The 26,991-nt window shown below is 42.8% G+C and carries 26 protein-coding genes; 23 read left to right on the top strand and 3 right to left on the bottom strand.

What is annotated here, in order from left to right:
* The first annotated feature begins 283 nt into the window (after positions 1-283).
* On the top strand, positions 284-1,633 hold the full coding sequence (locus tag VKA52_RS08215) for a dipeptidase (RefSeq protein WP_326315051.1): 1,350 nt from the start codon (positions 284-286) through the stop codon (positions 1,631-1,633).
* Positions 1,634-1,656: 23 nt separating this feature from the next.
* Here VKA52_RS08215 and VKA52_RS08210 read toward each other — a convergent pair whose 3' ends face one another.
* Positions 1,657-2,292, bottom strand: coding sequence for a GrpB family protein (locus tag VKA52_RS08210; RefSeq protein ID WP_326315049.1), 636 nt, complete (start codon positions 2,290-2,292; stop codon positions 1,657-1,659).
* A 108-nt stretch (positions 2,293-2,400) separates the two neighbouring features.
* On the opposite strand from VKA52_RS08210, the gene VKA52_RS08205 reads away from it, so the two are divergent.
* Genes VKA52_RS08205 through VKA52_RS08185 form a run of 5 tightly spaced genes read left to right on the top strand, consistent with a single transcriptional unit; the run spans position 2,401 to position 7,337 of the window.
* Positions 2,401-3,327, top strand: coding sequence for a hypothetical protein (locus VKA52_RS08205; protein WP_326315047.1), 927 nt, complete (start codon positions 2,401-2,403; stop codon positions 3,325-3,327).
* Between the two features lie 15 nt (positions 3,328-3,342).
* Positions 3,343-3,981: a hypothetical protein gene (locus tag VKA52_RS08200; RefSeq protein ID WP_326315045.1), complete on the top strand. Its 639-nt coding sequence runs from the start codon at positions 3,343-3,345 to the stop codon at positions 3,979-3,981.
* A complete protein-coding gene (locus VKA52_RS08195; protein ID WP_326315043.1) occupies positions 3,981-5,105 on the top strand; it encodes a DUF4350 domain-containing protein in 1,125 nt (374 codons plus the stop codon). Before VKA52_RS08200 ends, VKA52_RS08195 begins: the two co-directional genes overlap by 1 nt.
* Positions 5,102-6,028: an AAA family ATPase gene (locus VKA52_RS08190; RefSeq protein WP_160910621.1), complete on the top strand. Its 927-nt coding sequence runs from the start codon at positions 5,102-5,104 to the stop codon at positions 6,026-6,028. The genes VKA52_RS08195 and VKA52_RS08190 overlap by 4 nt, the downstream gene beginning before the upstream one ends.
* Positions 5,979-7,337 carry a DUF58 domain-containing protein gene (locus VKA52_RS08185; protein ID WP_326315041.1) on the top strand — a complete coding sequence of 453 codons (1,359 nt, stop codon included), beginning with the start codon at positions 5,979-5,981 and terminating at the stop codon, positions 7,335-7,337. Before VKA52_RS08190 ends, VKA52_RS08185 begins: the two co-directional genes overlap by 50 nt.
* Here VKA52_RS08185 and VKA52_RS08180 read toward each other — a convergent pair.
* On the bottom strand, positions 7,315-8,289 hold the full coding sequence (locus VKA52_RS08180; RefSeq protein WP_326315040.1) for a stage II sporulation protein M: 975 nt from the start codon (positions 8,287-8,289) through the stop codon (positions 7,315-7,317). The two genes, VKA52_RS08185 and VKA52_RS08180, sit on opposite strands and share 23 nt — an antisense overlap.
* A 92-nt stretch (positions 8,290-8,381) precedes the next feature.
* Between VKA52_RS08180 and VKA52_RS08175 the strand changes: the two genes are divergently transcribed.
* From VKA52_RS08175 to VKA52_RS08115, 13 genes are all read left to right on the top strand, one after another.
* Positions 8,382-9,176 (top strand): RDD family protein, encoded by a 795-nt coding sequence (locus tag VKA52_RS08175; RefSeq protein WP_326315038.1) that lies wholly within the window; start codon positions 8,382-8,384, stop codon positions 9,174-9,176.
* A 272-nt stretch (positions 9,177-9,448) separates the two neighbouring features.
* Entirely contained in the window at positions 9,449-9,613 is a 165-nt protein-coding gene (locus tag VKA52_RS08170; protein WP_160910625.1) for a hypothetical protein, read from the top strand.
* 434 nt (positions 9,614-10,047) lie between these two features.
* Complete coding sequence (locus VKA52_RS08165; RefSeq protein WP_326315036.1) at positions 10,048-11,238, top strand: carboxylate--amine ligase; 1,191 nt, start codon at positions 10,048-10,050, stop codon at positions 11,236-11,238.
* Between the two features lie 133 nt (positions 11,239-11,371).
* Entirely contained in the window at positions 11,372-12,919 is a 1,548-nt protein-coding gene (locus VKA52_RS08160) for a Mur ligase family protein (RefSeq protein ID WP_326315034.1), read from the top strand.
* Between the two features lie 47 nt (positions 12,920-12,966).
* A complete protein-coding gene (locus VKA52_RS08155) occupies positions 12,967-13,677 on the top strand; it encodes an aspartate/glutamate racemase family protein (protein ID WP_160910628.1) in 711 nt (236 codons plus the stop codon).
* Positions 13,678-13,735: 58 nt separating this feature from the next.
* Positions 13,736-14,017, top strand: coding sequence for a hypothetical protein (locus VKA52_RS08150; protein WP_160910629.1), 282 nt, complete (start codon positions 13,736-13,738; stop codon positions 14,015-14,017).
* Positions 14,018-14,546: 529 nt separating this feature from the next.
* On the top strand, positions 14,547-15,440 hold the full coding sequence (gene ftsX / locus VKA52_RS08145; protein ID WP_160910630.1) for a permease-like cell division protein FtsX: 894 nt from the start codon (positions 14,547-14,549) through the stop codon (positions 15,438-15,440).
* A gap of 53 nt (positions 15,441-15,493) precedes the next feature.
* Entirely contained in the window at positions 15,494-16,858 is a 1,365-nt protein-coding gene (locus tag VKA52_RS08140; protein WP_160910631.1) for a murein hydrolase activator EnvC family protein, read from the top strand.
* A 1,084-nt stretch (positions 16,859-17,942) separates the two neighbouring features.
* Positions 17,943-18,905, top strand: coding sequence for a S8 family peptidase (locus VKA52_RS08135; RefSeq protein WP_326315030.1), 963 nt, complete (start codon positions 17,943-17,945; stop codon positions 18,903-18,905).
* Positions 18,906-19,306: 401 nt separating this feature from the next.
* Positions 19,307-20,494, top strand: coding sequence for a ParM/StbA family protein (locus VKA52_RS08130; RefSeq protein WP_160910633.1), 1,188 nt, complete (start codon positions 19,307-19,309; stop codon positions 20,492-20,494).
* Positions 20,495-20,503: 9 nt separating this feature from the next.
* Positions 20,504-21,112: a hypothetical protein gene (locus VKA52_RS08125; RefSeq protein WP_326315027.1), complete on the top strand. Its 609-nt coding sequence runs from the start codon at positions 20,504-20,506 to the stop codon at positions 21,110-21,112.
* 135 nt (positions 21,113-21,247) lie between these two features.
* Positions 21,248-21,940, top strand: a complete 693-nt coding sequence (locus tag VKA52_RS08120; RefSeq protein WP_160910635.1) for an ABC transporter ATP-binding protein — start codon at positions 21,248-21,250, stop codon at positions 21,938-21,940.
* A gap of 8 nt (positions 21,941-21,948) precedes the next feature.
* Positions 21,949-23,295 (top strand): hypothetical protein, encoded by a 1,347-nt coding sequence (locus VKA52_RS08115; RefSeq protein ID WP_326315025.1) that lies wholly within the window; start codon positions 21,949-21,951, stop codon positions 23,293-23,295.
* Between the two features lie 28 nt (positions 23,296-23,323).
* Here VKA52_RS08115 and VKA52_RS08110 read toward each other — a convergent pair whose 3' ends face one another.
* Positions 23,324-23,572, bottom strand: a complete 249-nt coding sequence (locus VKA52_RS08110) for a DNA alkylation repair protein (RefSeq protein WP_160910637.1) — start codon at positions 23,570-23,572, stop codon at positions 23,324-23,326.
* A 144-nt stretch (positions 23,573-23,716) separates the two neighbouring features.
* On the opposite strand from VKA52_RS08110, the gene VKA52_RS08105 reads away from it, so the two are divergent.
* The 4 genes from VKA52_RS08105 to VKA52_RS08090 are packed head-to-tail and all read left to right on the top strand — an operon-like array spanning position 23,717 to position 26,732.
* The gene (locus VKA52_RS08105) at positions 23,717-24,322 is read left to right on the top strand and encodes a hypothetical protein (RefSeq protein ID WP_326315023.1); all 606 of its coding nucleotides are present in this window, start codon (positions 23,717-23,719) and stop codon (positions 24,320-24,322) included.
* Entirely contained in the window at positions 24,297-24,953 is a 657-nt protein-coding gene (locus VKA52_RS08100) for a response regulator transcription factor (protein ID WP_326315021.1), read from the top strand. Before VKA52_RS08105 ends, VKA52_RS08100 begins: the two co-directional genes overlap by 26 nt.
* A gap of 13 nt (positions 24,954-24,966) precedes the next feature.
* Positions 24,967-25,398, top strand: coding sequence for a hypothetical protein (locus tag VKA52_RS08095; RefSeq protein WP_326315019.1), 432 nt, complete (start codon positions 24,967-24,969; stop codon positions 25,396-25,398).
* Positions 25,395-26,732 carry a PAS domain-containing sensor histidine kinase gene (locus VKA52_RS08090; RefSeq protein ID WP_326315017.1) on the top strand — a complete coding sequence of 446 codons (1,338 nt, stop codon included), beginning with the start codon at positions 25,395-25,397 and terminating at the stop codon, positions 26,730-26,732. The genes VKA52_RS08095 and VKA52_RS08090 overlap by 4 nt, the downstream gene beginning before the upstream one ends.
* Positions 26,733-26,991 lie beyond the last annotated feature (259 nt).

Raw genomic sequence — 26,991 nt, 5'->3', positions numbered from 1 at the left:
TAGTGTTTTCGAGAATCTCCCTTGGCAAAGGGGCGGAGGGGAATGGCGAGACTCCTGCGGGAAAAAAGTGCTTGGTGAGACCCCACAGGACGCAGTCCGAGGAGGCTCACCGCGCTCCCGCGGAAAGCGAGCTATTCCCCGAAGCCCCTATATACCCAACAAAAGTCTCGAAACCAAGTCTTCAAGAAAAGGGAGTTTTGTAGAATGGAAGAATTGTCTATGTTTCAGTCGTTGAGGGAATTTCGGTATAATGAGAGCAAAAGGATATAAGGAGGCCCAAAAGATGAAGGAAGCCGTTGAGTTACATAAAGACCAGTTTATTGAAGAATTAAAACAGTATTTAAGCATACCGAGTATTTCTTCCTTGTCTAAACATAAAGAAGACGTTAAAGAGGCGGCGGATTGGACAGCCGGGGCTTTGGAAAAAGCCGGCATGGAGAATGTGGAGGTCATCCCCACAGAGGGGCATCCGATTGTTTATGCGGATTGGCTTCATGCAGAAGGAAAGCCTACGGTTCTTGTGTACGGCCACTATGACGTACAGCCGGAAGATCCCCTCGATTTATGGGAGACACCGCCATTTGAACCGGTGATCAGAGACGGGAAAATTTTCGCGCGAGGAGCGACGGATGATAAAGGTCAACTTTATATCCACATCAAAGCTGTCCATCTTCTTATGAAAGAAAACGGAGAACTTCCGGTTAATATGAAGTTTGTCATTGAAGGTGAAGAGGAAATTGCAAGTCCGAACCTTGGTCCTTTCATTCAGGAAAACGAGGAAAAGCTGGCATGTGATGCAGTAATCATTAGCGATACGTCCTTTAGTGAGAAAGGACAGCCGGCCATTTGTACATCTCTGCGTGGGGCTTTAGCTTTAGAGATGACTGTTAAAACCGCTAATTCAGATTTACATTCAGGTACCTATGGCGGGGGCGTACCAAATTCAATTCATGCCCTCGTCCAATTGTTGGATTCGCTGCATGAAGAAAGTGGCCGTATAGCCGTTGAAGGTTTTTATGAAGGCGTTCCGGATCCTACAGCTGCTTTAAGAGACGAAGTAGCGGAAGTCCCATTCAATGAAGAGCGTACAAAGCAGGAACTTGAGCTTGATGAACTTTTCGGAGAGGAAGGGTTCACTTTCCAAGAACGCGTCGGTATTCGACCTACACTTGAAATCAACGGGATCACAGGAGGATTTCAAGGCGAAGGGTTGAAAACGATTGTCCCTAAAGAGGCGAGTGCAAAAATCAGCTGTCGTCTCGTTGGTGAGCAGGATCCCCAGGCGGTTTTTGAGGCAATCCAACGTCATGTAGCTGACAACCGGCCAGCGGGTGCGAAGGTTGACCTTCATCAGTACATTAAAGCTGACCCAGTGGCGATTGATTCAAGTAATCCTTATATTCAAAAAGCGGCAGATGCATTTGAAAGTGTGTATGATGTACGCCCCCACTTTCCGAAAGAGGGCGGGTCCATTCCAATTGTTGAAGTTTTCGGTCGTGTGTTAGATGCGCCGGTCGTTTTAATGGGCTTTGGACTTCCGACGGAAAATCTGCATGCACCGAATGAACATTTTCATCTGGAGAATTTTACGAAAGGGCTGGAAACGGTCTGTAGATATCTTAAAGAGTTATAAAGGAAAGGCTGAGAATGCAGTTCTCAGCCTTTTTTATATGCAAGAGCAAGAATGGATTGAATGAAGGACCCTTTTTTCTCTGTGTAGACTGATCTCTCTTCTTTATAGGCTTCAGCTAACTGTGTTTTTAGAAATTCATAGGCTTGGGCAGATTCCGAGTTGGCACGTAAGTAGTCACGAAATGTCATTTTCTCTTCCCATTCGGTGCCTTTCCATTCACAAATATGCAGGTGGAAGGTGTCGTTCGTATCGGTTTCTTTTTTGAAAAAGCGACGGGTCCTTAATTCAGGCTTAGGAACGTATTCATACCCTGCTTGTGCAAGGGGACCAATGTAATAGGAGAACTCATCAAGGTTTTCTATCCCTAATAGAATATCAATAATGGGCTTTGCAGAAAGGTTCGGCACAGAGGTGCTTCCGATGTGCTCGATGGGAATGTCCGGGTCATCAAGTTGTTGAAGGATGAAGCTTCTCTCTCCAGCGAAAGTTACCGGCCAGTTCGGTTGATATGAAGAAAGTTGTACATGGTCTTGGTGCTTCGGTTTATCACAGGTAAAGCATTTTAGTGTTTTGTTTTCCGACAAGACGCCATTCAAGAACCCATTTTCACAATAGATCGTTGTACCGCAATCCGCACACGTGCCGACTTTTTCTTGCATGAGGGTCACTCCCCTTCCTCTTATATTTTGGATAAGTCTGTCTTTTTTTGTCAAAACGAAACGGTAAAATGTTAGAATAGTAGAAAGATACTAGTTAGGAGGATGATGATGGAACAACTACAGAAGCCGAAAACGTTTGGTGAAATATTAGACTATACATTCAGTATATCAAAGAAAAACTTCGGACCTTTATTTCTGACGTTACTCATTATATTTGCCCCGCTCTACATATTTGATTACTTATTCATGGTTTTGAGCGGAATCAGTCTGTTTCGTGAGTCGTCAGGGGGAGGATTCGCAGAAGGGGTCCTAAACAATCTCGATACGGCAGCGGCTACCCAGGAGCTTGTAGCCAATAATCTAGGGATTGGTATGGAAATACTTTACTTGCTTGTTTCTACTGTTCTAGCCATTATCATTTATCCGATAGCCCAGGCATCGGTCATTGTTGCGACAAGTAAAGCACTTAAGGATGAAGCCTGGTCGAAAGGACAGGCGATTAAAGGAGCGTTCTCGAGGTTTTGGCCGCTCGTCGCAAGTACAGCTTTGGTAGGAGTCATATTCGGAGCCGCCATCTTTACCGGTTTTCTCCTTTTTGGTGTTTTAGGAGGCGTCAGCTTTGCGAGGGATGGGTTTGGAGTCGGTTTCATCATGTCGATGATCCTCGGTCTCGTATTTTTGGGAGCCATCGCTTTTTTTATGACCAAACTGAGTATGTTTTTCGGAGCTATCGTATTCCAAAAGGTCGCCCCGGGTTTTTCAAAAAGCTGGAAGCTGACGAAAGGTCGCTTCTGGTCAACATTCGGGTTATTCATCGTTTTTTTCATCATCACCATGCTGCTAACTTCCGTAATGGAGGGGGTTTCTGCTCTTCTTTTAGGTGGCAGTCTTTTTGGCCGAATACTGACAGACCTTGCCTCCATTATTACGACACTGTTTATGATGGTCGGTTATACGGTTTTGTTTTTTGACTTGAAAACAAGGAACGAAGCGGATGATTTAAAAGATATGATTGCTTCTTACAAAGAATCATGAACGTAGGTGAGTCATGTGAGCCAATCAAATGAAGGAAAAGAACAACTGAAGGAAATACTCGAGCGTCAGGAATACCAAGCATATGAGCAGGAATCTCAGACCGCGAGTCAACGCCTTTTAGATGTCATCACCGAATGGGTGAAAGATTTGCTTGAGACTTGGTTTCCTAATTTCCAAGTCTCTGATTCTGCCATCAATGGCTGGATCTATTTTTTTGGTTTCATCGGTATGGGCCTTCTTTTATTTCTTGTCATTAAGCTTGTGACAAGGCTCTCCGGTGAGAAAAAGCTGTCGGAAAAACGTACGTTCAGCATGACTTCAGACTTTGTATGGTCATCACAAAAACATGTGCAGGAAGCGGACGCCCGAGCTACAGAGGGTCAATTTTCTGAAGCGGCACGTCATGTGTTCCTGGGCATGCTGCTCGATTTTGATAAAAGAGGTCTTGTTGAAGCGAAAACATGGAAGACAAACGGTGATTATGAAAAGGAACTGCTCGACTCAGATCATAGACTTGTCGCTGACTTCTCATTACTTGCGAAGACTTTTGATCAAATCACCTATGGAAAGCGGATCCTACAGAAAGAAGAGTATGATGAATTCCGCTTACGGGCGTTACAGTGGATGGATGAAGAGGGGAGGAGAGAAGCGTGATGGCTACGAAGAAAACGTGGGTTTGGATCACTGTCATCTTTGCTCTTCTTGCGGTCATTCTTTATTGGCTCTCCCATGGACGTCCAGAACCGTACCCTCCTTATTTATCTGAATCCCCTTCGCAGACGGGAGTTAAGGCTTTTTATACCCTTCTTGATGAACAAGGTGGGGAGCCACTTCGCTGGGATAGTGAGCCGGAGCGGCTGCTGGAAGAAAATAGAAATAAACTCCTTTTGATGATTGAGCCATTTTCCACCGTCAGTGGAGCTGAGATGCGTCAATATCAAGATTGGATGGAAAAGGGGAACAGGATCTGGCTGATGAAAAACAATCCTGTCGGTTATTTTGATACCCAGGTAGACTATGGGGTGCTACCTGCAGGGGAAACGACGGTGGAGGATGAGAATGGTCGTACATACACCGTTGAGATTCAACAGGAGCACCGGCTCAAGACGAAGGAGTCGGATGAAGTCCTCCTGAGCGATGATCAAGGTGTGCTGGCTTTTAAGCGCTCTTATGGAGAGGGTGCGTTAATTGTTGGCATGAATCCGGATTGGTTCACAAATGGGTGGATGACAGACCATGAACATTATGAAGTGATCACTTCCATATTAGAATCAGGATCCGGATACAGCAGTATTTGGTTTGATGAATATATCCATGGACAGGACGGTTTTCTTTCCGGGGTGGACGTCTACCCGAAATGGCTGGTGGTCTTTGTTCTTCAACTTGCTTTGTTCGTGCTTTTCTTGTTATGGATGCAGGGGAAAAGATTCGGGCCGTCCTTCATGCCGAGAGAAGCGGTCGTGCGGTTCGGGGATGAACGCCTGCGGGCATTGGCTGCCTGGTACCGAAAAGGGGAGTTTTATAGAGAGTCATTAGCTGTTCAGGAATCTTATATACGACAGCTGCTGCAGGAGCGGTTTGGCGTATCCTCCCAGGCATCCTGGCAGGATATTCGTCGCACGCTATCGTATCGGCTGAGTGACGAGGATTATCAGGATTGGGATAAATGGACGAGAACCGTGGAGCCATTGGAAAACGTGACCGACGTAGATAAAAAGACATTTGTAGATTGGTCGCATACGTTCGATCAAATGAGGAAAGAGGTGCAAGGGTCATGAATGAAAAATTAATAGAGTTGATACAGGCCTATGAACAAAGGGTTTATGGGCAGTCGGAAAATGTTCGCTTGATGATCGCATCCATTCTTGTTGGTGGACATGTGTTACTGGAAGGTGTTCCTGGTACCGGCAAAACTAAAATGGTCCGAACATTAGCGAACCTTCTTGGAGGCGACTTCAAGCGGATTCAGTTTACACCGGACCTCTTACCGAGCGATATAACAGGAAGCATGATCTATAACATGAAAACCGGTGAGTTTGAGACGATGAAAGGACCTGTGTTTACAAACGTTCTGCTTGCTGATGAGATTAACCGGACCCCGGCGAAAACACAAGCGGCCCTGCTCGAAGCGATGGAAGAAAAACAAATGACCATTCAGGGGGAGACGTACACACTTCCGGCTCCTTTTTTCGTTGTTGCTACTCAGAACCCGGTGGAGTTTGAAGGGACATACCCACTACCTGAAGCGCAGCAGGATCGCTTCTTGTTCAAATTACATATCGATTTTCCGTCCATGGAAGAAGAAGTAGCTGTACTTAAGCAGGTGATACGACCACAACAAGAAGAATCTATTCACTCACTATTGACGGTGGAAGAGTTCAAAAGAATCAGTCAGGAAATATCATCCATTACGATGACCGACGAAATGTACGGATATATCATGTCGGTCGTTCGGAAGACGCGTGAAACAGAAGCGATTCGCCATGGAGCAAGTACGCGGGCAGGCATCGCGATTGCAAAGGCAGCGAAAGCATGGGCTTATCTGGAATCGCGGGACTATGTCACGCCGGATGATGTCAAAAAGGTGGCGGTCGCCTCCTTGAGACACCGGGTGATTTTAGCACCGCATATGGAACTGGAGGGAGTGACCCATGACCAAATCATTCAAGAACTTGTGGGATCAGTTCCTGTTCCGCGATAAAGGGATTGTTCCAACCAAGCGCCTGCTTGTACTTATACTCGCCTTATCTTGCGTAATGGTTTTACTAACATGGACAGGGCTTTCCTGGCCATTAATCATTGCGACGAATGGGGCCATTTTATTATTAAGTTTGGTTGACCTTACTTTTTCACCTAAACGAAAAGAGCTTCAAGTTCACCGAGTGATGGATGAAGAGATGGAGCGGGGGATTGAAAATGAAGCCTCACTGGTGATTAGAAATGCTTCTGAAAAAGGGATGAAAATAAGAGTTATCGACCACTTTCCTCAATCGTTCAGCCAGCCTTTTCCTTTGAAGAAAGAGATCCTTGGACATGAAGAGGCACGGATCACCTATACTTTTCAAGCCGCTCAACGCGGAGACTACACGCTTCCTCACCTTCATATCCGCTATCGTTCTCGTATTGGTTTATGGGAAAAGCAGATGAGGGTGGATCAAATCAAAAACGTGCGGGTCATTCCGGATCTTACCGAGAGCAGAAACTTCTTGGAGGATGCGCAACGGTTCCTGCTTTACGAAGGGACACGATTGAAGAAGCGTCAGGTGGGCACCGGAGAGTTCAGTAAAATCCGATCGTATGTCGTGGGAGATGATATTAGGAAAATCAATTGGAGACAAACCGCTAAAGTTCAAAATCTGATGACCAACGAATATGAACCAGAGCATGGAAAGTTTATTACCTTATTGATTGACTGTGGGCGGATGATGGGCGTGGAGCTTGAGGAGAATAACCGATTGGAGAAGTCGCTCGAGGCTGCGGTGACTGTGGCGACCGCTGCTTTAAAGCGTGGCGATTACGTGGCGGTTCTCGCTTTTTCAAAACACGTTCATGTGTATGTTCCTCCAGCGAAAGGGATGGCGCATATGCAAACCATTCTGAAAGAAATTTATCATTTGAAAGTTGAAGGATACGAATCGAACTATACAGCTGTCTTCCAACACTTGCAGAAAGTACAAAACAGAAGGAGTCTTCTGTTGTTGTTTAGTGATGTGAGCACTTTTCTATACGAAGAAGCTGCGTTGCATTATTTACAACGGTTGCGGCGTTCGCATTTGTTCTTAATGATTGGAATTGAAGATAGAGTCATCGATTCCCAGATAAGAAGAAAGCCTGAGGATGTACAAACCACATTAGTGAAGACGATGGCCCAAAAGCATGTGTTGGATAAAAAGCAGGAGTTGAAAAAGTGGGAGCGACAGGGTCTCCAAATGATTGAGGCGCCGGAAGAAGAACTGGCGACAGCAGCCGTTTCCCACTATATCAACATTATGAACCGCGGACTTCTCTAGTTCTGCCAGCATGGATCTTTCCAATGATGACGTATGCCAAAAGCCCAAGGAGAGTAATGAATGCAAATGCGTACTTCGCTTCAAGGGATAAGCTGGATGGCGTGATGTAGCCTTCCACAATTCCTGCGATGATGAAAAGCGGAAGTGTTCCAATCAGCAGCAGAACGGATTGGTAGGCATAGGTTTTTAATTGATAGCTCCGTGTTCGTTTGCCGGGAACCCATAGCTTGTAGCCCATTAAAAGACCCGCACCGCCTGCGATGAAAATGGCTGTAAGCTCTATGATTCCATGGGGGACGATATAGGCCCAAAAGTCATAGGCTCTGCCATGGACCATGAACAAAGCGGCCAGGGCACCGACGATGATTCCGTTGTAGATGAGGAGATAAACCGTCAGTAACCCAAAGGTGACGCCCCCGGCAAAAGCTAGAAAAGCAACTTGAATATTATTGGTCATAATTTCTGCTGACATGACAGGAGAATTCACCCCGCCATCTTCGCTTCCCAGCCGGCTTGGATCTACCGCTTGTGCGATGGAATCAGGCAAAATCGTGTAAAGGCTCATCGGATCCTGGTAGACAGCCAGAAAAGCAGCCAAACCACCTAAAAGGAACAAGAACATGCTGATGACAACAAACTTCCATTGTTCGCTGATGAGTGTAATGAATGAACTTCCGAACATGCGCTTCACTTGTTTCCAATTCGACGTGCTTTCCTGGTAAAGCATATTATGGGCCTTTGTTACGAGGGCATTTAAGTAATCGGTTGTTTCTTCTTCTGCAAAGTATGTTTGACTGTAGGCAAGGTGCTGCGTGACTTTTTGGTACAGGCGCTGAAACTCTTCTATATGTTTAGGGGCCCAATGACGTTTGTTCTTATGTAACAACTGAATCAATTCTTCTAAACGCTTCCACTCTTTACGATGGAGTTGGACAAAAGATCGATAATTCATGGCTTCACCTGCAATACGGTAATTTTTAACATTCTATTTCTATTATAGAAAAACAAGAGACATATGGGAACCCATAAGGAGGGAGGAAGAAAATGGAGGAAAGATGGAAGGTGAAAACCCCCGAACATGTGACTTTGAATTTCCAGTTGGCGGGTTTAGGAAGCAGGGGAGCGGCTCAAATCGTCGACTCTATTCTTTTAGCCTTATTATATAGCGGAATGATTGCGCTGCTCGTTTTCACAGAAAACCAAATGGACTTCATGTTGGAAGGCCGCGGGTGGGTGATTGCTTTTGTTATCCTTGTCTTATTTGGCATCCAATGGGGCTATTTCTTCTTATTCGAATGGTTCAGCGGTGGGAAAACCCTTGGTAAAATGATGCTCGGCCTCCGAGTCGTCAAAGAGGATGGAGGAAAAGCAACCGTCTTATCCATATTCATTCGAAATTTGTTACGAATCATAGATATGCTTCCTTTTTATTATCTGATCGGAATGGTAATGGTTTTCTTCCATCCCCAGCATAAAAGACTTGGCGATCTTGTCGGCGGGACGATCGTTATCCACGAACGGAAAAAACAACGTTCGAAAAAGAAACAGACCCTCGTGGAAAAAGAAATCGAAAAACGTGATCTGGAATCGGGTCAACTAGTCATTGGAGACTGGGAGAAACAAAACGTTACGAAAAAAGATTGGAACTTATTGAAAACTTATGTTTATCGTTATCCGACTTTGAAACCTGAAGAAAAAAACAACATGACCAGGGAGGTTGCTGAGATTCTTCTTCCCAAACTCGAGTTAGAGGATGGAACGAAAAGTGAAGATGAGTTAGCTACTCGACTTTATGCTGCTTATATAGAGCTAAGAGAAGAATGGGAATTTCATTTATAACTGTAAAACACAGCCGACTTTCCAGGCAGGGTGCGGCTGTGTTTTTGTATGTAAAAAAAAGATTATTCGTTGCTCGCCTGTATGTATACGCTTGTATTTGTAAGTATCTAAGGGAATATACAAGGATTGCTAAATATATATTTACTTCAGTGTGGAATTTGGTATTATATACAAGGATTTAATAAAATAAAGGCGAATAAACGGGCTGAACCATTGGGGAGGTTATGTTTGTTCCTACCTGAAAATATAAAAGGGAAAGGGGATTATAGCTTATGCTTACATCTCTTTATGTGTTGTCTCTAACCGTTCTGCTTACGTTCCTTATATTATATGCTATCGATAAAGTTGCCCGGCGCTTTAAGAAAATCCAGAACCCTACAATCCAGCAAGATCAAGTTCCAGCTGATGTTGATTTCAGCCACCAGACATTCAAATAAGTGCTTTAACAAAAAGTGGCCCCCTGGATAAAAAGGAGCCACTTTCTTTTTTGGACAGAACTAAAACCACATGACAGATAAGCTCTCTTTAGTTGAAGACTCAGTTTCGAGACTTTTGCTGGGGGGATGGGGGCTGCGGGGAATAGCTCGCTTTCCGCGGGAGAGCGAGTAGCTTCCCAGCCATCCCTGACTCTTAACCTGGCAACGACCCCGAAAACATCTCGAAACTGAGTCTTCCACAATCCTGCCATATACTTTATCAACTTAAAGTATTGCTGGGGCAAGGGGTGTCTTTGGTAGAGGGGTTTACGTTTTGTTAGGTACCTGTTTGTGGTAAAATAGATATGTTTACATAAAGAAAGCTACCAACTAAAACAAATACGTGTTCTATATATTTTTCAGTACAATTCAACAGATGGAAAAGGGGATATCTCATGGCGAATAAAGCGGTTGTTCTAGGAGCGAACTATTATATTGGGCTGAGTACGATTAGATGTTTGGGTATTCATGATGTCCATGTTGCAGCAGTGGACTATGACTGGGAAGGTGCCTATGGGCTTGAGTCCAAATATTGTTCAGAAGCATTGATCGGGCCCCACTATAAGCAAGATCCGGAAGGTTTGAAGACTTTCTTGATCGAATATGCCAAAAAGCAGGATGCTGCCCCTGTGCTGATTCCGACAGCCGATCCATATGTGGAATTCGTGGATGAATATCTGCCGGAATTAAGGGAATATTTCCTTATTCCTCAAACGGAACAAGGGTTATATACTAAAATAATGGACAAAGGCACTCTTCACACACTGGCTTCGCAGCATGGAGTGGCTGTTCCGGAAACGGTTCAAGTAGATGATGAGAATCTTGTGCAAAGAGTGGAAGAGGAAATCCAATACCCTTGCCTCGTAAAGCCGGTGGATTCACCAGCTTTTGTATCCAAGTTCAGAAGGAAGCTTTTTAAGGTTCATAATCAAGAAGAGTTAATAGAAAAAGTGGAGCAAGCAAAAGAAGCGAATATTGAAGTCATCGTCCAGCGCATTATTCCAGGTTTTGATGACCATATGTACACGTTTGATGCATATCTGGATCAAAATTCTAAAGTTACGCATTGGGTGACGTGCCAAAAGCTTCGTCAATTTCCAGTGAATTACGGGGCATCTGTTTACACTCAGCAAAAATATGTGCCGGAGCTTTATGAACTGGGGGCGAAGTTTTTAGAGGGAATTGGATATAAAGGTTTCGCGGAAATAGAATTCAAGAAAGACGCTGAAACCGGCCAGTACTATTTGATTGAAATTAATGTTCGTATTACGAATTTGAACCATCTATTACAAAAAACGGGTATCAACATCCCTTATATCACTTACAAAGAGTTGACCGGGGCCCCGGTGGAGCCGAAAGCAGTGGAAGAGGATCAGAATCTCGTTTTCTGGTATGCCTATGAGGACCTTCTGGCAGTCAGAGAATACATCAAAACAGGACAACTCTCTCCCCAAAAGGTTTTGAAATCTTATTTCAGACCGAAAGCTCATGCTATCTGGGACCCTAAAGATCCAAAACCAGCATTCTCCTTTGGGAAGAAGTTGGCGAATCTCGTTGTAAATAAAGTAACAAAGAAAAATAAGTAACCTTTTTTCGTCATGCTGCTGAGAATACAGATGGCGGACAGTAGGAAATGCTAACCAATAAACGAACAATATGGACGGAACGAAATTGAATTCCATTGAACAGGCTAATACAATGCAGGGAAGGTAGATAAGAATGGCTAAATTGAAAGAATTATTATCATTCATCCATATACTGGAGTCATGGAATGACAGGGACCTGGACGTCCGAGGACTCGCATACAATTCAAGAAATGTAGAACAGGGGGATGTGTTTGTCTGTATTAAAGGCTTCAAGACAGATGGACACCGTTATGTGGCGGAAGCAGTGAAAAATGGAGCGGCCGCCATTGTGGTCGAGGATTATCAGTCCGGGTGGGATGACCTTCCACAATATCAGGTTAAAGATAGCCGTCGTGCTCTGGCTGCCCTGAGCGATGCATTTTATAATCACCCTTCAAAGGCTATGAAAACGATTGGAATTACAGCGACTAATGGGAAAACGTCCACTTCATTTATGACGAATGCTATTCTTGAAGAGCATGGACTTAAAACAGGCTTGATCGGAACAGTCGTGGTCAAGTTCGGTGACTACTCCGAGCCTACAAAGCTTACGACACCGGAGTCGCTCGACCTTCATCATTATTTTGCCCAAATGAGAGACCAGGATGTTTCCCATGTGACAATGGAAGTTTCCTCCTCAGCGCTGGATTTAAGCAGAGTGGGTAGTGTGGACTTTGATATTGTTACATTAAACAATATCAGTCGGGAGCATATCGACCTGCATGGGTCTTTTGAAGAATACTTCAATTGTAAAGCAAGCCTCATTCGCAATGCGGGTGAAGATAAATGGGCTATCCTGAACCTTGATGACCCCTATTCTGCGTCGTTGATCGAAGAAACGAAAGCCAATTTGCTCACATTCAGTGTAGAAACAGGTGATGGCGACCTGGTGTGTAAAGATCTTGATCTTACCACAGGCCGCGCGAAATTCACGGTTGAAATCCGTAAGCCATTTACTGTTGAAGGTACAACATATGAGCCGCAGGAGTTCTCTATTGAGCTTTCGACGCCGGGGTATCACTCCGTTTATAATTCCATGGTAGCCATTACTGCAGGATTGTTGAATGAAATACCGATTTCAACCATTCAAGCCGGACTCAAAAGCTTCGGTGGTGTAGAGAGACGTTTTGAAATGGTGTTTGAGGATGATATTAAAATTTTGGACGACCATTTTGCCAACTATGGAAATATCAACGTCACCTTGAACACTTTGCAGCAAATGGATTATTCAAGCCTAAAGCTCGTCTACGCCATTCGTGGAAGTCGTGGAGTTACAGTCAATAGAGAAAATGCAAAAGCGATTGTGGAATGGGCGCCTAAGTTGGGGCTGACTGAAGTAATTGCGACCCTCAGCCATTCGCATGTGGATGAAAAAGACCGGGTGACAGAAGAAGAGCTGCGTGTCTTTCAGGAAATGATGGAGGAAGCAGGCATTCATGTAGACTTGTATAAAGAGTTGGATGATGCTATCCACCATGCGCTCTCAGAAGCTGAAAAAGACGATGTTGTCTTGTTAGCAGGATGCCAGGGGATGGACCCAGGAGCAAAAATCGCCCTGGAGCAGTTGAACAAGACACGTCCGGGAATGGATGAAGAGAAATTGTTCAAGCCATTGAAAAACAGAGTAGCAGGAATCCTCTGATTAAACCGATACAGCAAGAGCCTGGTCTTTCGTTAGGAGGCATAACAGTGAATGATAAAATTATCGGCATACTCGGGGGAATGGGACCTGAAGCAACGGCCGAATGTTATATGAAGATCATAAGAGCGACGAATGCAAGTAAAGATCAAGAGCATTATCGAGTGATCATAGACAGCAATGCGAAGATTCCGGACCGCACTGAAGCCATTTCAGGAAAAGGGGAAAACCCAGTTCCTGAAATGGTCCACGCGGCTAAAAATTTAGAAAAACTCGAAGTGGATGTTGCGTGTATTCCTTGTATGACCGCACACTATTTCATCGAAGAAGTTCAGAAGTTCGTGTCGTTCCCATTATTGAATGCTTTCTTGGAATTGAAGAAATTCATTCAGGAACACTATCCAGCTGCTCATAAAATTGGAGTGCTTGCCACAACCGGTACTTTGGAAACTGGACTATTCAAGAAGTATTTCGATCATCTGGAAGTGATTAATCCTACACCTTATACACAAAATGAAAAAGTGATGCGTGCCATTTACGGTGAAAACGGGATTAAAAGTGGGAATACGGATGGGGAACCCCTTCAACTACTAAAAGAAGCATCCCAGGAACTCTTTGACAATGGGGCAGAGTTGATTATTTCAGGCTGTACAGAGATCGGTCTCGTATTAAAGCCTTATCACCTGCCTGTTCCGCTGATCGATCCTATGGAAGTCGTCGCAAACGTAGTCGTAAAAGAAACTGTTTATCAAAAGTCATGAAAAGTGTCCCTCCTTCTTATATTTGTAACAAGAACCATTTTTCAGGAGGGGGCAGATCATGTCCAAAAGCGAGTTTGAGAAATTTTTGTCAGATTCCTTCAAAGAGGGGATTACCTTCAGAGAATTAAGGCTTTCTGAAAAAGAAGTATCTGATTTGATGTCTCATTATCCTTCAGCCATTATTAGAAGAACGAGTGAAGTCAACGATGCATTAAAGAAATCTTGGTATGAAGTCCATTTATCACCGATGCATAGAAAACCTGAAAATTTGGACTCCATACGTCAAGAAAATATCCGGCTCAAACGTGAGTTGGAAACCCTGAAGAAAATGAAAAACTAAGCACAATAAGACAATTCTAAAAGGATTGTCTTATTTTTTTGTCTATTTTTGGGGTCAGGGTTAGGTGTATTGCCCATGGAAGTGTACACAGTTTCAATATTTTGAACTTAGATAAGCAGGTGTGAAAATAGTAATGTTTTCCATATAAGAATGGCCCACGCAAAATCAAAGAAAAACTATAATGTTTGGTTCTATAAACCTACAACTTTATAACCATTAGATTTCTTTTCGTATGTGTATTTTGTCGAAGAAAAAGTCAAACATACGTGTGTTTTGTTATGATTTGAAACATAAATGTAATAATAATTTGTCTTTATTTAGCGAATATCTTTGATATAATGAGGTAGGAAAATGCAACAGACGACTTAAAGTACATACAACAGACAACATAGATTCACAAAATGAGAGTTTAGTAGGAAGTGATATAAATTGTTCGATCTGCATCACCGCAGTCCAGCACCTTATGTTCTGAGGGATACCGTTCTATACAGTATAGAGATTGAACGGTTAACACGGGGTGACCAGCACTATGAAATTTAAGACATTTGGTCGCCACGGAAAAGAAGGCGTTAAAAGCCTAGCTAGAAACAGGTGGATGTCCATAGCCTCTATTTCAGCTGTGACAGTAACCTTGTTGCTCGTTGGAGTTTTTGCCACACTGCTATTGAATTTAAATGATTTTGCATCTCAGATTGAAGAAGACGTAGAAGTTCGCGTCTTTATAGATGTCACGGCGGAAGATGAGAGTCGTGAAGCATTAAAAGACAAAATTGAAGAGGTATCAGCTGTTTCATCAGTAAAGTTTCAATCCAAAGAGGAAGGGTTGGACAAACTGATCGACAGTCTCGGCGATGATGGAGAAGTATTTGAATCCTTGAAGGATGAAAACCCTCTGAATGATGTTTATATCGTCAAAACAGCTGAACCTGAAGATACAATAACAGTGGCACAGACGATAAATGATTTTGATAGTGTAGCCAAAGTTGAATACGCCAAAGAAACCGTTCAGCGTCTCTTTAGTGTTATGGATGTGGCTCGTAATGTAGGCCTTGCGATTATCGCTGGTCTCCTATTCACCGCCATGTTTTTAATTGCAAATACGATTCGCATTACAATTGTTGCTCGTAAGAAAGAAATTGAAATCATGAAAATGGTCGGAGCGACAAATTGGTTTATCCGCTGGCCTTTCCTTTTTGAAGGCTTGCTGATTGGTCTTCTTGGTTCACTCATTCCGATTGCCATCGTTGTGTTTGGGTATGATTACCTTTACACAGAAGTGACTACAAGATACCCAACATTGTTCATTGAATTGTTGCCCGTCTATCCATTCGTGCTGAAAGTATCCGCACTATTAATACTGATGGGGATTGTCATCGGTTTATGGGGAAGCTTTACGTCCATTCGTAAGTATTTGAAAGTATAAATCTATTGAACTGCCAAAAATAAACAGGTAAGGATTCGGGGGAGGAAGAAAGTTTGAAGTTGAGAGTTTTAGTAGCCACTCTGACCGTCAGTCTTATTCTATCCGGTTTTCCACTCTATTCTCAAACAGTTAACGCAGAAACAAATCAGGAGAAATTAGAGGAGAACCGTTCCAAGCAGGAAGAAATTGAAAAAGAGAAACAAGAAAAGCAGGAAGAAATTGAAAAGCTTAAACAACAGCAGGAAAAAGTCAACGCAGAAATCGCACAGTTGGACAAGCAAGTGATGGAAGCGATGAATAAGATCGAAACGAAAGAGAAGGAAATTGCCACAACGAGAGAAAACATCGAGCAATTAAAAGCTGATATTGCAGAACTTGAAAAAAGAATTGCTGAACGAGATGAACTATTAAAGGACCGCGTTAAATCCATGCACCAAAACGGTGGAGCGATTGATTACCTGGATGTTCTTATGGGCGCTGAAAGTTTCGGAAACTTTTTAGAGCGTGTTATGAGCTTGAACACCATCGCTACTCAGGATAAAGAAATTTTGGAACAGCATAAAGCCGATAAAGAAGAAGTAGAAAAGAAAAAAGCACAAGTTGAAGAAGAATTAGCTTCTCTTGAGGATAAGCTCCAAGAATTAGAAGCGTTGAAACAGGAACTCGATCAGAAGAAGCAAAAGAAAAATGAATTGATGGAAAGTCTTGAACGAGACGAAGAACTTGCGCATAACCATGTAATGGATATTGAAGAAGAGCAGGATACACTTGCTGCGCAGGAAGCTGCCATCCAGAAAGAAATTGAACGTGAGCGTGAGAGAAAACGTAAAGCGGAAGAAGAAGCTAGAAGGAGAGCCGCTGAAAAAGCTGCCGCTGAAAAAGCAGCTGCTGAGAAGGAAGCGAGTGTTTCAAACACAAGCAGCAGTGACTCAAGTTCTAGTTCTAAATCAAGTTCTAACACAAGCTCGTCCAACGAGTCATCCTCTTCCAATAGTGGTGGATCCTTATTCAGTTGGCCGTCAAGTGCTCCAGTCACATCTGAATTTGACCGTAACCGTATCCACCCAATTACAGGTGTTCCAAAGTTGCACTCTGGAATTGATTTGGCTGCCGGAGGTACGGTTCCAATTAGCGCCGCAGCAGATGGAACGGTCATCCGTGCCAATTACTCATCTAGCTACGGGAATGTGGTAATGATTTCCCACCGTATCAATGGACAAACCTTCACGACGGTATATGCCCATTTGAGAAGTACGCCTGCCGTTTCTGCAGGACAGTCTGTTTCAAGAGGTCAATTCCTTGGTAATATGGGTACTACAGGGGCATCGACCGGACAGCATCTTCACTTTGAGATCCATGAAGGAAGCTGGAACGGGGCACGTTCTAATTCCGTAAACCCACGTAAATACTTGCCATAAAAATAAAGCGTAAGAAAGACCGATGGAGAATCCTTAGGATTTTCCATCGGTCTTTTGTATGTCTACTCTTAACAAATTTCCTGAATCATTGATCATGGATTTATTCAAAAGAGAATCTATGTAGGTACAGCAGGAATTCTATTCGATGGATGGAAAATTAGATCTGCTCCCAGTTAATTGGTGTAGCCATGGAACGAGTTTCATGCGTTACAGGAAATGTATGATGAAAAGTAGCTTCTAAGGAATATCCTCCCCTAATCTAAGTTCAATGCTTGTTATCATTCCTCTCTAGCCCCTGTGAGCTGTAAGAGCTGTGTTACCATGTCCTAAGGTTAACTAAACTGATTTGTTTATCATTTTAACACCTTAAGACAGATTTTCTTGCTTCCTGCAGACACGGGAAGCACAAGTTGGACCTCATGAATTCCAAAGGTGGTAGGTTCGTGGAAATCTTGTTTATAGCGAATATGGAGTGCTTTTTTTAAAGAGTTATTCACATGTGTATAACTCTTTAAAATTTGACCGGAGATTATATCCGCAGTTTTTCTTCTCTTAAAGCTTTCTATCATTTTTTTCTGGTTGGTAGGAGATATACAAAGCATGAAGTAGAAAGCTGACCGGGTGAGAGTGAGAAAGCCAGTGCATTACTTCATAAGGTTGACTTATATTTAATATACGTTTGAATCATCTTTTTTTTGTGTAAGTTAGGGTCTCTTGTGTGTATGGGAAGAGGAGCTGAATGTGTGAGGACTTCGTTGCATAGAGGACAATGCCATGTTCCATTACTACTACTGCTGAATGAGGATCTATGACATCGAATGCACAACTTTTTTATCATGAAGAGGTCTCCTTTACTAGGCCTTTTGTTCTTTATAAAGAATTCATATACTCTATTATACTGCTTAAATGTTATATAACAAGTACTATTAAGAACAATTGTTCATTATAGATTACGAAATATCGTATATTAGTCCTCTTTTTTTTGATATCATGACCGTAACATACGTTCGGTGTTATAATTAAAGAAGATCATTCTTCATGACCAGTCTTCCAGTTTATCGTATATATATGAAGGAGGAAGAGGATGAATAGAATGAAGCTGATTCCTTACAGAATGGATGCAATTCTGGACACGACTAATGAGGTCCCCAAAGGTGTGCATATGGTGGAGGCTCAAAGTTTATGGGATGAGACCGACCAGGGGAAGGGCAGCGTGGTAGCTGTTATTGATACAGGCTGTCAGTGTAATCATCCAGACTTACAGGGGCAAGTAATCGGGGGTCGCAACTTTACGGATGATCATGATGGAGATCCGGAAAATTTTGAGGACAATAATGGTCACGGGACTCACGTTGCAGGTACCATTGCTGCAAAAGAAGATGGCAAAGGTGTTGTTGGCGTTGCGCCTCAGGCGAAGTTACTTATCCTCAAGGTGCTCTCAGAGGAGGGGAGTGGGCAATATCAGTGGATTACAGAAGCCATTGACTATGCTGTTCAATGGAGAGGGGAAAACAACGAGCGTGTTCGAGTAATCTCCATGTCCCTTGGAGGACCTGATGATACACCAGACCTTAGGAATTCGATTTTGAATGCTGTTTCTCAAGGGATTTCTGTTGTATGTGCAGCAGGTAATGAAGGTGATGGACGTGAAGATACGATGGAATATGCTTATCCTGGTGCCTATAATGAAGTCATCCAAGTGGGAGCTGTTAATGAATCACGTCGCTTAGCCTCATTTACAAACACGAATGACCAAATTGATCTTGTGGCTCCTGGAGTTAACATCCTCTCTACCTATCTTGAAGGTAAATATGCCCGATTATCAGGCACATCCATGGCAACTCCTCATGTTTCTGGTGGTCTTTCTTTAATCATCCCTTTAGTAGAAAAACAATTTCAGAGAAAGATGACCGAAGCAGAAATCTTTTCACAGCTTATAAAGCGGACAACTCCATTGGGCTATTCTAAAGTCGCTGAAGGAAATGGCCTGATGACCTTGTCACTAACTAAGAAATTAGAAAAATTATTCAGTTCCTATATCACGTAATCCTATGATCAGAAGAGAGGTTCTAAACCTCTCTTCTTTTTTATGCAACCTAAGTCCACTATGTAGAAAACCGGCAATAAACTAAGTCCGTGATTTTGGGTCAAACTGTGCATATTTATGTTGGAAAATCATATGTGTACAATTATGAATACAAGTGTACATATATGTTTATTTGTAAACAAATTTGAATACAATATGTTTGCAATTATGTATTCATGTACACAAACATGTACACATACCGTCATATAAACATGTGTGCAATAGTGTGTGCATGTATACAAAAATAAAGGCAAGTACACAATTATGAACACGTAAAAAGGCGCATTGACTATTTTCTGATTGTTTAATAGATTTAAAGGAAGGTGAGGTCAAATCTAGCAAAAGAAAAGGAGAGCTGTGTAATGACGAACTCTAGAATTGCAGCTGTTGATGTTGGTAACGATGCCGTGAAGGCGAACTTTGGAAAATTGGAATCTTCTCTATATATTCCTAACGTGGTCGCTAGAGACCTTGAGGACCGTCCAGTTATTGGGATTGAAGACTTAGATGATAAGGATCCACTCGATAATCTACATATTCGAGTGCATTCCCCTGCTTTACGGGAGAACAATGCTATCTATCGTGTAGGGAATTTAGCTACGAAAACGACAAACTCTGCGGAGTTGGATCCTGGAAGTTATAAATCAGAAGAAGATCAAACTTTGATTATGCTGTTTGCATCTCTTGCTATGGATGCTGTTACTGGAAAAGATGCGCAATCAGCAAAAAACAATGTGATCGAAGCAAACTATACACTTGGTACAGGTTTACCTTTACGTGAAGTAAAAGAAGGCAAGGATGTGGGCTACCGCTCTCAACTTCTTGGTTCAGTACACCAGGTTGAATTTTTAGTCACACCTAAGTATCAAGGGATGAAAGTGAACATCAAGTTTGATGAGGTCAAAGTTTATCCAGAAGGATTTGCTGCGTATGTGAACCTTGTCATGGACAATGATTTGAACATTATTAATAAAGAGTTAGTGGATAAACAAATTCTGATCCAGGACATTGGTGGTCTTTCTACGGATATCGCTGTTATTAGAAACCGTAACGTGGATGATGACAAAGCTCAGGGATTCAACCTGGGAGTATCTGAGTCCTTGGAGATGATTCGTGACGAAATTCTTACGAAGCACGGAGTAGAATTGGACAGTCGCCGTGATGTTGTCGATATTATTACGCGCAAGAATGATCGCCATCACATTATGGTCCGGGGAAGCCGTACAAATGTCCACGATATTACAGACCGTATTCTACTTGAACTGGCGAAAAAACAATATCGCTATTTAAGAAATGTCTGGCAGAAAAATTCCCAGTCCGAAATCTGCTATTTCGTAGGTGGCGGTTCTGCTGTCTTGAAAGATTATATTAAGACATTGAATAATAAACTGGATGGCTTTAACATTGAATTCTTTGAAGATGAGAATGAGAGCATCTGGATGATGGCCAATGCTTATTATAAGCTCATTTCTGACTACATTCGTAAGAATTCGAAGTTAGAAGACAAGTCTAATAAAAAAGTAGAACAAAAAGCTGGATCTTCTAAGTAAGGTGATTAGATGAGTTCTTCTAGAAAAAGTGTGGAGAGGGGCCAGTCGATTACGTTCCGGGTCCCCTCGGACACACCTGATCATTTATTAAAACAGCTGTCCCAGTTAAAAGAGAAGGAACGAAGAAATTTTTCAAGTAAGATTGCTCAGTTTGTCCTTGAGGGCGTTAATCAGTCCTTAACGAAAGACAAGGAAACCGTAACCATCCCACTCCCGAAAGCACTTACGAAAGAGCAGAAAAGTTGGATTAAGCACGAGCACTCAGAAGCGCTCATCGGCAGCATCCTTTATCAACTTATGATGGACCCTGTCAGAGCAACAACTTTACTTGCATCGCTAAACAGCAATGCCTATCACATTGATGATGCACTATATCTTCAAGAAGAGGCGGCTACACAGGAAGAACCTCAGGAAGTAGATTTTCCAACAGAGGTTGAACCTGAGAAGGAAAAAGCTGTGTTGCCTGAAACCCCACTCGATTTGAATGGAGATGATGACCTGGATGATTTGGATTTGGACAATCTCCAAGCTGATTTTCAGGAACAACGAGATGAAGAGGTTCAGGAAGAAGATGACGATGATCTGCTTGGTGACTTTTTATCCAGAATGAATAAATGATCATAAGCCCCTCGTATAAGCGGAGAGGGCTTATTTTTATTGGATAAATTCCCAAAGGTCTATTTATTTGGATAAAATTTGAAACGATTACCCGGCTTTGTTCGTATATGTACCCAAACAGCCGGAGGTGTTTGTATGGAAATGGTACTGGAAGTCAAAAACTGCAGTGTCGATATCCAGAAAGAAAGAATATTGAAGGATATCAGTTTTCATGTGAGAAGAAAAGAAATTGTGGCATTGGTCGGTCATAATGGGGCTGGAAAATCAACATTGATGAAAACGATGATCGGCTCGCGGGATAAACTTTCTGGTACTTTATCTATAACTGGAAATGATCAGGATAAGCACTATAAAGCGTATAAGAGGAATTTTACATACATACCTGAAGAACCGCTTTTGTTCAACGAATTAACTGTCTATCATCATTTTAAACTTTATCAAAAGAGTTATTCGGTTCCTGAAGACGTCTTTGAGAACCGTGTGCGCACTTATACAAAAGGGTTTGAATTGGAGGACAAGCTGGATGAATACCCAGAAGCATTATCCAAAGGGATGAGGCAGAAAGTCCAGACGATTTGTGCGCTCCTCCCTGATGTTCCTGTCTTATTCATAGATGAGCCGTTCATGGGCCTCGATGTTTATGCAGGGCACTTTCTTGAGGAAGAGTTAGTAAGAAAAAAAACTCAGGGAGCCAGTATCGTATTGACCACTCATCAACTGGAAAAGGTGTCTGAACTTGCCGACCGCTATGTCATGCTGGTCGAGGGGGAGGTCTCTTCTTCAGGGGATGTGTCGGAATTTCACGAGTTGGAAAGAAGGTCGACATGATGGAGCCTATGACGACATATTCAGTGTATAAATGGCTGAGAAAGAAAAGAAGGAAGAAGAAGTTCGATCTGTACAAACAGACCTATATGATTGTTGATCCTGTCATGGTTTTTTATAGCGGATTGTTCGTCATTTTTTGTTTGTTCATCGGTTATGAGTGGCTGCAACAGTTAATCCCTCTTTTAGATGGAAGGGGGACGTTCATAGGTCCTTACGCTTTCTTTCTTCCTTTTTTGGCAATCATTAGTGCGTCTGTTACTTCTTTTACAGATCCTGGTCTCCGTTTTACATCTTCAGAACTTCAGCTTAGTTTCTTGCCTCACTCAAGAAAGTGGATGCTCACCTATTTGTTTTTAGAAAAGAACATCTTTCAACTCCTGATTATCATGGTTGTCCCTCTACCATTTGCACTTATCTTATTGTCGTGGGAATCTGCCGTTCTATGGTTATCCCTTCTACTTTTAAGTTATCCATTGTCTTTATGGATGCAGTGGAAACTGTTTTCCATGTCTTCCGTTTATAAAATGAGCGTTTTCTTATTCAGCGCAGCTTTGTCCATTTTATTTTTGCTGGGCTTTTCTACCCCGTTCCTCTACTTAGGCTTATCCGTGCTGGTTTTAGTAATTATCATACGTAAAGAAGAGGTGGACTGGGGGAGAGTCATTGATATTAATGATGCGCACGTGTGGAATATGTGGTTGGTCGGCTATTTCACTGAGGTGAATATTAAGCCACCAAAAAGATTCGGGATCACCAAGTCGATTTGGAGAAAGAAGAGGGGGCGCCATTATTCTGTACAGCATCTGTATGGACGGATATGGACCGGGTATCTTCAAAAGTCTGCAGATATAATCTGGAAAACGGTCCCGACTGTCTGTTTGATTATTCTTGTAATTCCGCTGAGGGTCGATTGGATGTTAGTGTTTACGCTTCCTATAGCAATTGTTGTTTACCATGAAGTAGCTGGGGGGCTTTTTTCTGATGTGGAAAATGTTTTCCATTCCCTGCCGCTGGAGGAGGATAGCTGTAAGAACAGCTATGTGAAATGGGCGTATGTCGGGTTCCTGCCTGTGTTCATCTCCTTTGGCAGTGTCCAAATCCTTCTTGGTGAATCATTGGTGGTGATGGGAATGCAATGGATCGCCATCCTCTTGTTCGTATATGTAGACCTTCGACGGGTGATCAGCGAACGCTTGATGATGGTCCAAAAAGAAAACTTCTACCGTGAAGATTGGAGAAGAGTGGCAGGTTTGGTATTACTGGGGGCCGGTGTCTATCACCCTTTGTTCTTAATAGGAGTTCCGCTTGTTGTATTAAAGCGGGGAAGATGGATTCGAAAAGCAATCATTTCATAAAAAAGATCCTCTGATTCATAACAGAGGATCAATCCAAGCGGTTATGCTCTGCGAACGCAATAAAAGATTTTTCATCTTCAATTAATCCGCAAGCTCCGCATTGGACTTTTACATGAGGACCTTTGTAGGCCATATGAAAAGGGTCCATGTTTTCTGAGGAGTAGCCCTCATCTTGTTCACCTGTTCTTGGATTCATTTTTACAGCTTTCGCTTCCTGTTCGATCAAATTAAAACGAGAACGATTCGTTTTACAGTTGGGACATAAATAAGGCTGCATGTTTGTCCACCTCCATTTTTACGTTTCCCATGTTTTCAAGAATTATGAACAGGTCCCCTGAAAATCAGGGAATGCCCTAATATCCGTTCTGTCCTTTTGAAGGTATGATGATACTAAGATTACGTGTGATTGAGGTGGAATAGGATGAAGGAGACAATGAAAATTCCAGCGGATGAAATCATCCATATGTATGAAACGATGTTATATGATTTATCTTATGACCTTCATGAAAGGTATAGTCACCTTTTAACAGGTCTGCTCCATCAAATGGACCAGGAGGGAAGCTCATCAAAATCTGCGCTTTTACTAACTCACATCATAGATGATATGAGAAGTAAATCGAATGAGTCCACCCCTCTATCTCTTGCTAAAAGGGGTGTGGTTCCTGCGATAAAGCAATTTAGTAAAGAAATAGAAAATCGTTTTGGTGTAACGGTAAGACTTGTGACTGAAAGAAGCTTATTTTCTATAGATCATCGGATTTTATTCCGATTGATTCAACAAACCATCCTTTTAATTGTTGAGAATGCGGATACAGATACCATCGACATTCATATGGAAGAGGAGTCGGTAACCTTCCAATTCCTGTCCCCCCATGACCGGATCGATGCGGATGAAAAGGGTTTTCTGCGTCTAATACAGAAAAGAACAGGTATGGAATTAAAAATCGAACAAAGGTCAGGGCAGTGGTTCTGGATTTATTTCAAGAAGAGGGGGAATGAGGATGATCTCCATTGTAATCGTGGATGACCATGCCGTCGTCCGTTCTGGATTACGGATGCTTTTGAATGCGGTGGATGACTTTGAAGTCGCAGGTGAAGCTTCAGAAGGGGATGAAGCTTTTGCCCAAGTAGAGGAAAAACATCCGAACGTCGTCTTGATGGATTTGTCGATGCCGCACGGTAAAGACGGTTTATCAGCGACTTCAGAAATAAAGAAACAATTCCCTGATACACATATCCTCATTTTAACGATGCATGATGATGAAGAGTATTTGTTTCGGGCGATTGAACTTGGTGCCTCCGGGTGTATTTTAAAGAATGCCCCTCATGAAGAACTCTTAAAAGCCATCCGCCAAGTAGCGGAAGGAGATGCTTACCTTTATCCATCAGCCACAAAGCGGTTGATGGAAGACTATATGAACACAATGAAAAATGGTAAAACGTCTGACTCTTACCGTTTACTGACGGACAGGGAGCGGGAAGTGCTGGCGTTAGTTGCGAAAGGGTTCGCTAATAAGGATATCGCTGAAAAGCTGGTCATCAGTGTTAAAACGGTCGAAGCTCATAAGGCGCATGTGATGGAAAAATTACAACTTAAAACCCGGCCTGAGTTGGTAGAGTATGCATGGAAGAAAGGGTTGCTTGGATATTCTCTATAAAGGGGCTGAGCGTGTGAGGCGATCTTTAGAAGAACTATGTGCAAAAGTTTCTGCAGATACAGACGCGTCCTTAGTGGCTATTGCAGAGTTTCATTCACCTTCTAAGGGAATCAGATGGACGTATGCTGATCGCCCGGTAAATGAACGGTATAAGCGAATGAGTGTCATGTACGGGAAAGGGGTAGCAGGCAGGGTTTTACAAACAGGCACAGTTTTTAGATGTGAAAATGTTGAAGATCTGCCTCTGCCGCTCAGAGAGTATCCTATTGTGTTATCTGAGAGAATTCGTGCTTTTGTAGCCATACCGGTCATCACCCCTTCTCTTTTTGGCGCCGTTCTTTTCATCGCCTATCGTTCACCCCGCCCTTTACCAGACAAGAAGTTGTGTGACCGGTCGGCATCTACTATACAAGCTTATTTTCAAGAAAGGGAGGCGGTGGAATGAAAAAAGAAACGCTCTCACCTATTCTTCCTGGCCGAAAGGAAGGATTTTTGATTGTAAGAGAAGACGGCGTTGTTACGTCTTTCAATGGTCGTGCAGAGGTTTTATTTCAACGGAGCCAGGAGGAGGCAGTGCTGGAAGATTTGTTTCTTCACCTGTCCCTCGAGGATCTACATAATTGTGAAAAAGGTGTTCTTCTTGAACATTACATCACCCCTCAGGGGGAGAACCCTTCGCCCGTTTTCTTAGTTGTTCACGATTCGGTCGTGTCAGGAATCCGCTATTTTTATATTACGATTCAAAACCTTGCGGAAAGAAGTACCTTTGATCGTGAAAGTTATGAACCATTCAAAGAGCTGCTTGATATTAAGTATGCGTTAGACGAATCTTCCATTGTCGCTCTTACCGACAAAAGGGGAAGAATAAGGCATGTGAACAAGAAATTTTCAGAGATATCGAAGTACAATGTCGAAGAATTAATTGGGCAGGACCACCGTATCTTAAACTCCGGATATCACTCAAAGGATTTTTTCAAAGAGCTGTGGCGTACAATCGGCACCGGCTCCGTTTGGAAAGGGGAAATCCAAAACAAAGCAAAGGATGGATCCTTTTACTGGGTAGATACAACCATTGTTCCTTTTCTGGATGAAAAAGGAAAACCCTATCAATATCTGGCCATACGTAATGAAATTACGGAACGCAAGCGTGTAGAACAAGAGCTCCAACATATGATGACAAAAATCATTGATGTGCAGGAAAATGAGCGGAAGCATGTATCGAGAGAATTGCATGATGGTATTGGCCAAGAGCTGTATAGCCTGCTTATTACTGTTCAAAGACTTGAAAAAGAATACACACACCCATTAATTGACCAGATGAATACAGACATCAGTCAGTTGATTCAAAATGTAAGGGATATGTCCTGGGAACTCAGGCCGTCCGCTTTGGATGAACTCGGGTTAATGCCGGCATTACGCTCGTTTATTAATCGACTAGAAAAATCGTATGGTTTGAATGTGACATTTCAGTCAGACGTCCGCTGCCGGTTATCGCCTGATGTGGAAACAAGTATTTACCGCATCATCCAGGAAGCGCTGACTAATGTAAGGAAATACGCGGATGTAGAGGAAGCGAAGGCTTCAATCAAAGAGGAAAGAGGTGTTCTTTTTATTGAGGTATCGGATGAAGGAAACGGATTCACGGTTGGGCGCTCCAATAAAGGTGTGGGACTGTTCAGCATGGAAGAAAGAGCTCGAGCCGTCGGAGGCTCACTCTCGATCACATCTGCCGAAAACAATGGAACTACAATCAAAGTGAAAATCCCTTTAGAAGCCTGAGAATAAACCAGGCTTCTTTTTTTTGTCTCTCTTCCCTAATGTTTTTCGTCATACTGCCAGTGAGTTATTCAACTCATTGGCAGGTTTCTTGAAGACTCAGTTTCGAGACTTATGCTGAGTGGATGGGGGCTGCGGGGAATAGCTCGCTTTCCGCGGGAGCGCGGTGAGCCTCCTCGGACTGCGTCCTGTGGGGTCTCACCCTGCACTTTTTTCCTCTTAGATATCCGGTTCCGGCGCCTAGCGGCTAGTGAGACTTCCC

This window comes from Halobacillus sp. HZG1, from assembly GCF_035818575.1.
GTDB lineage: Bacteria > Bacillota > Bacilli > Bacillales > Halobacillaceae > Halobacillus > Halobacillus litoralis.
The sequence above is the reverse complement of the archived record's forward strand: the minus strand, read 5'-3'. Positions and strand labels throughout refer to the sequence as shown.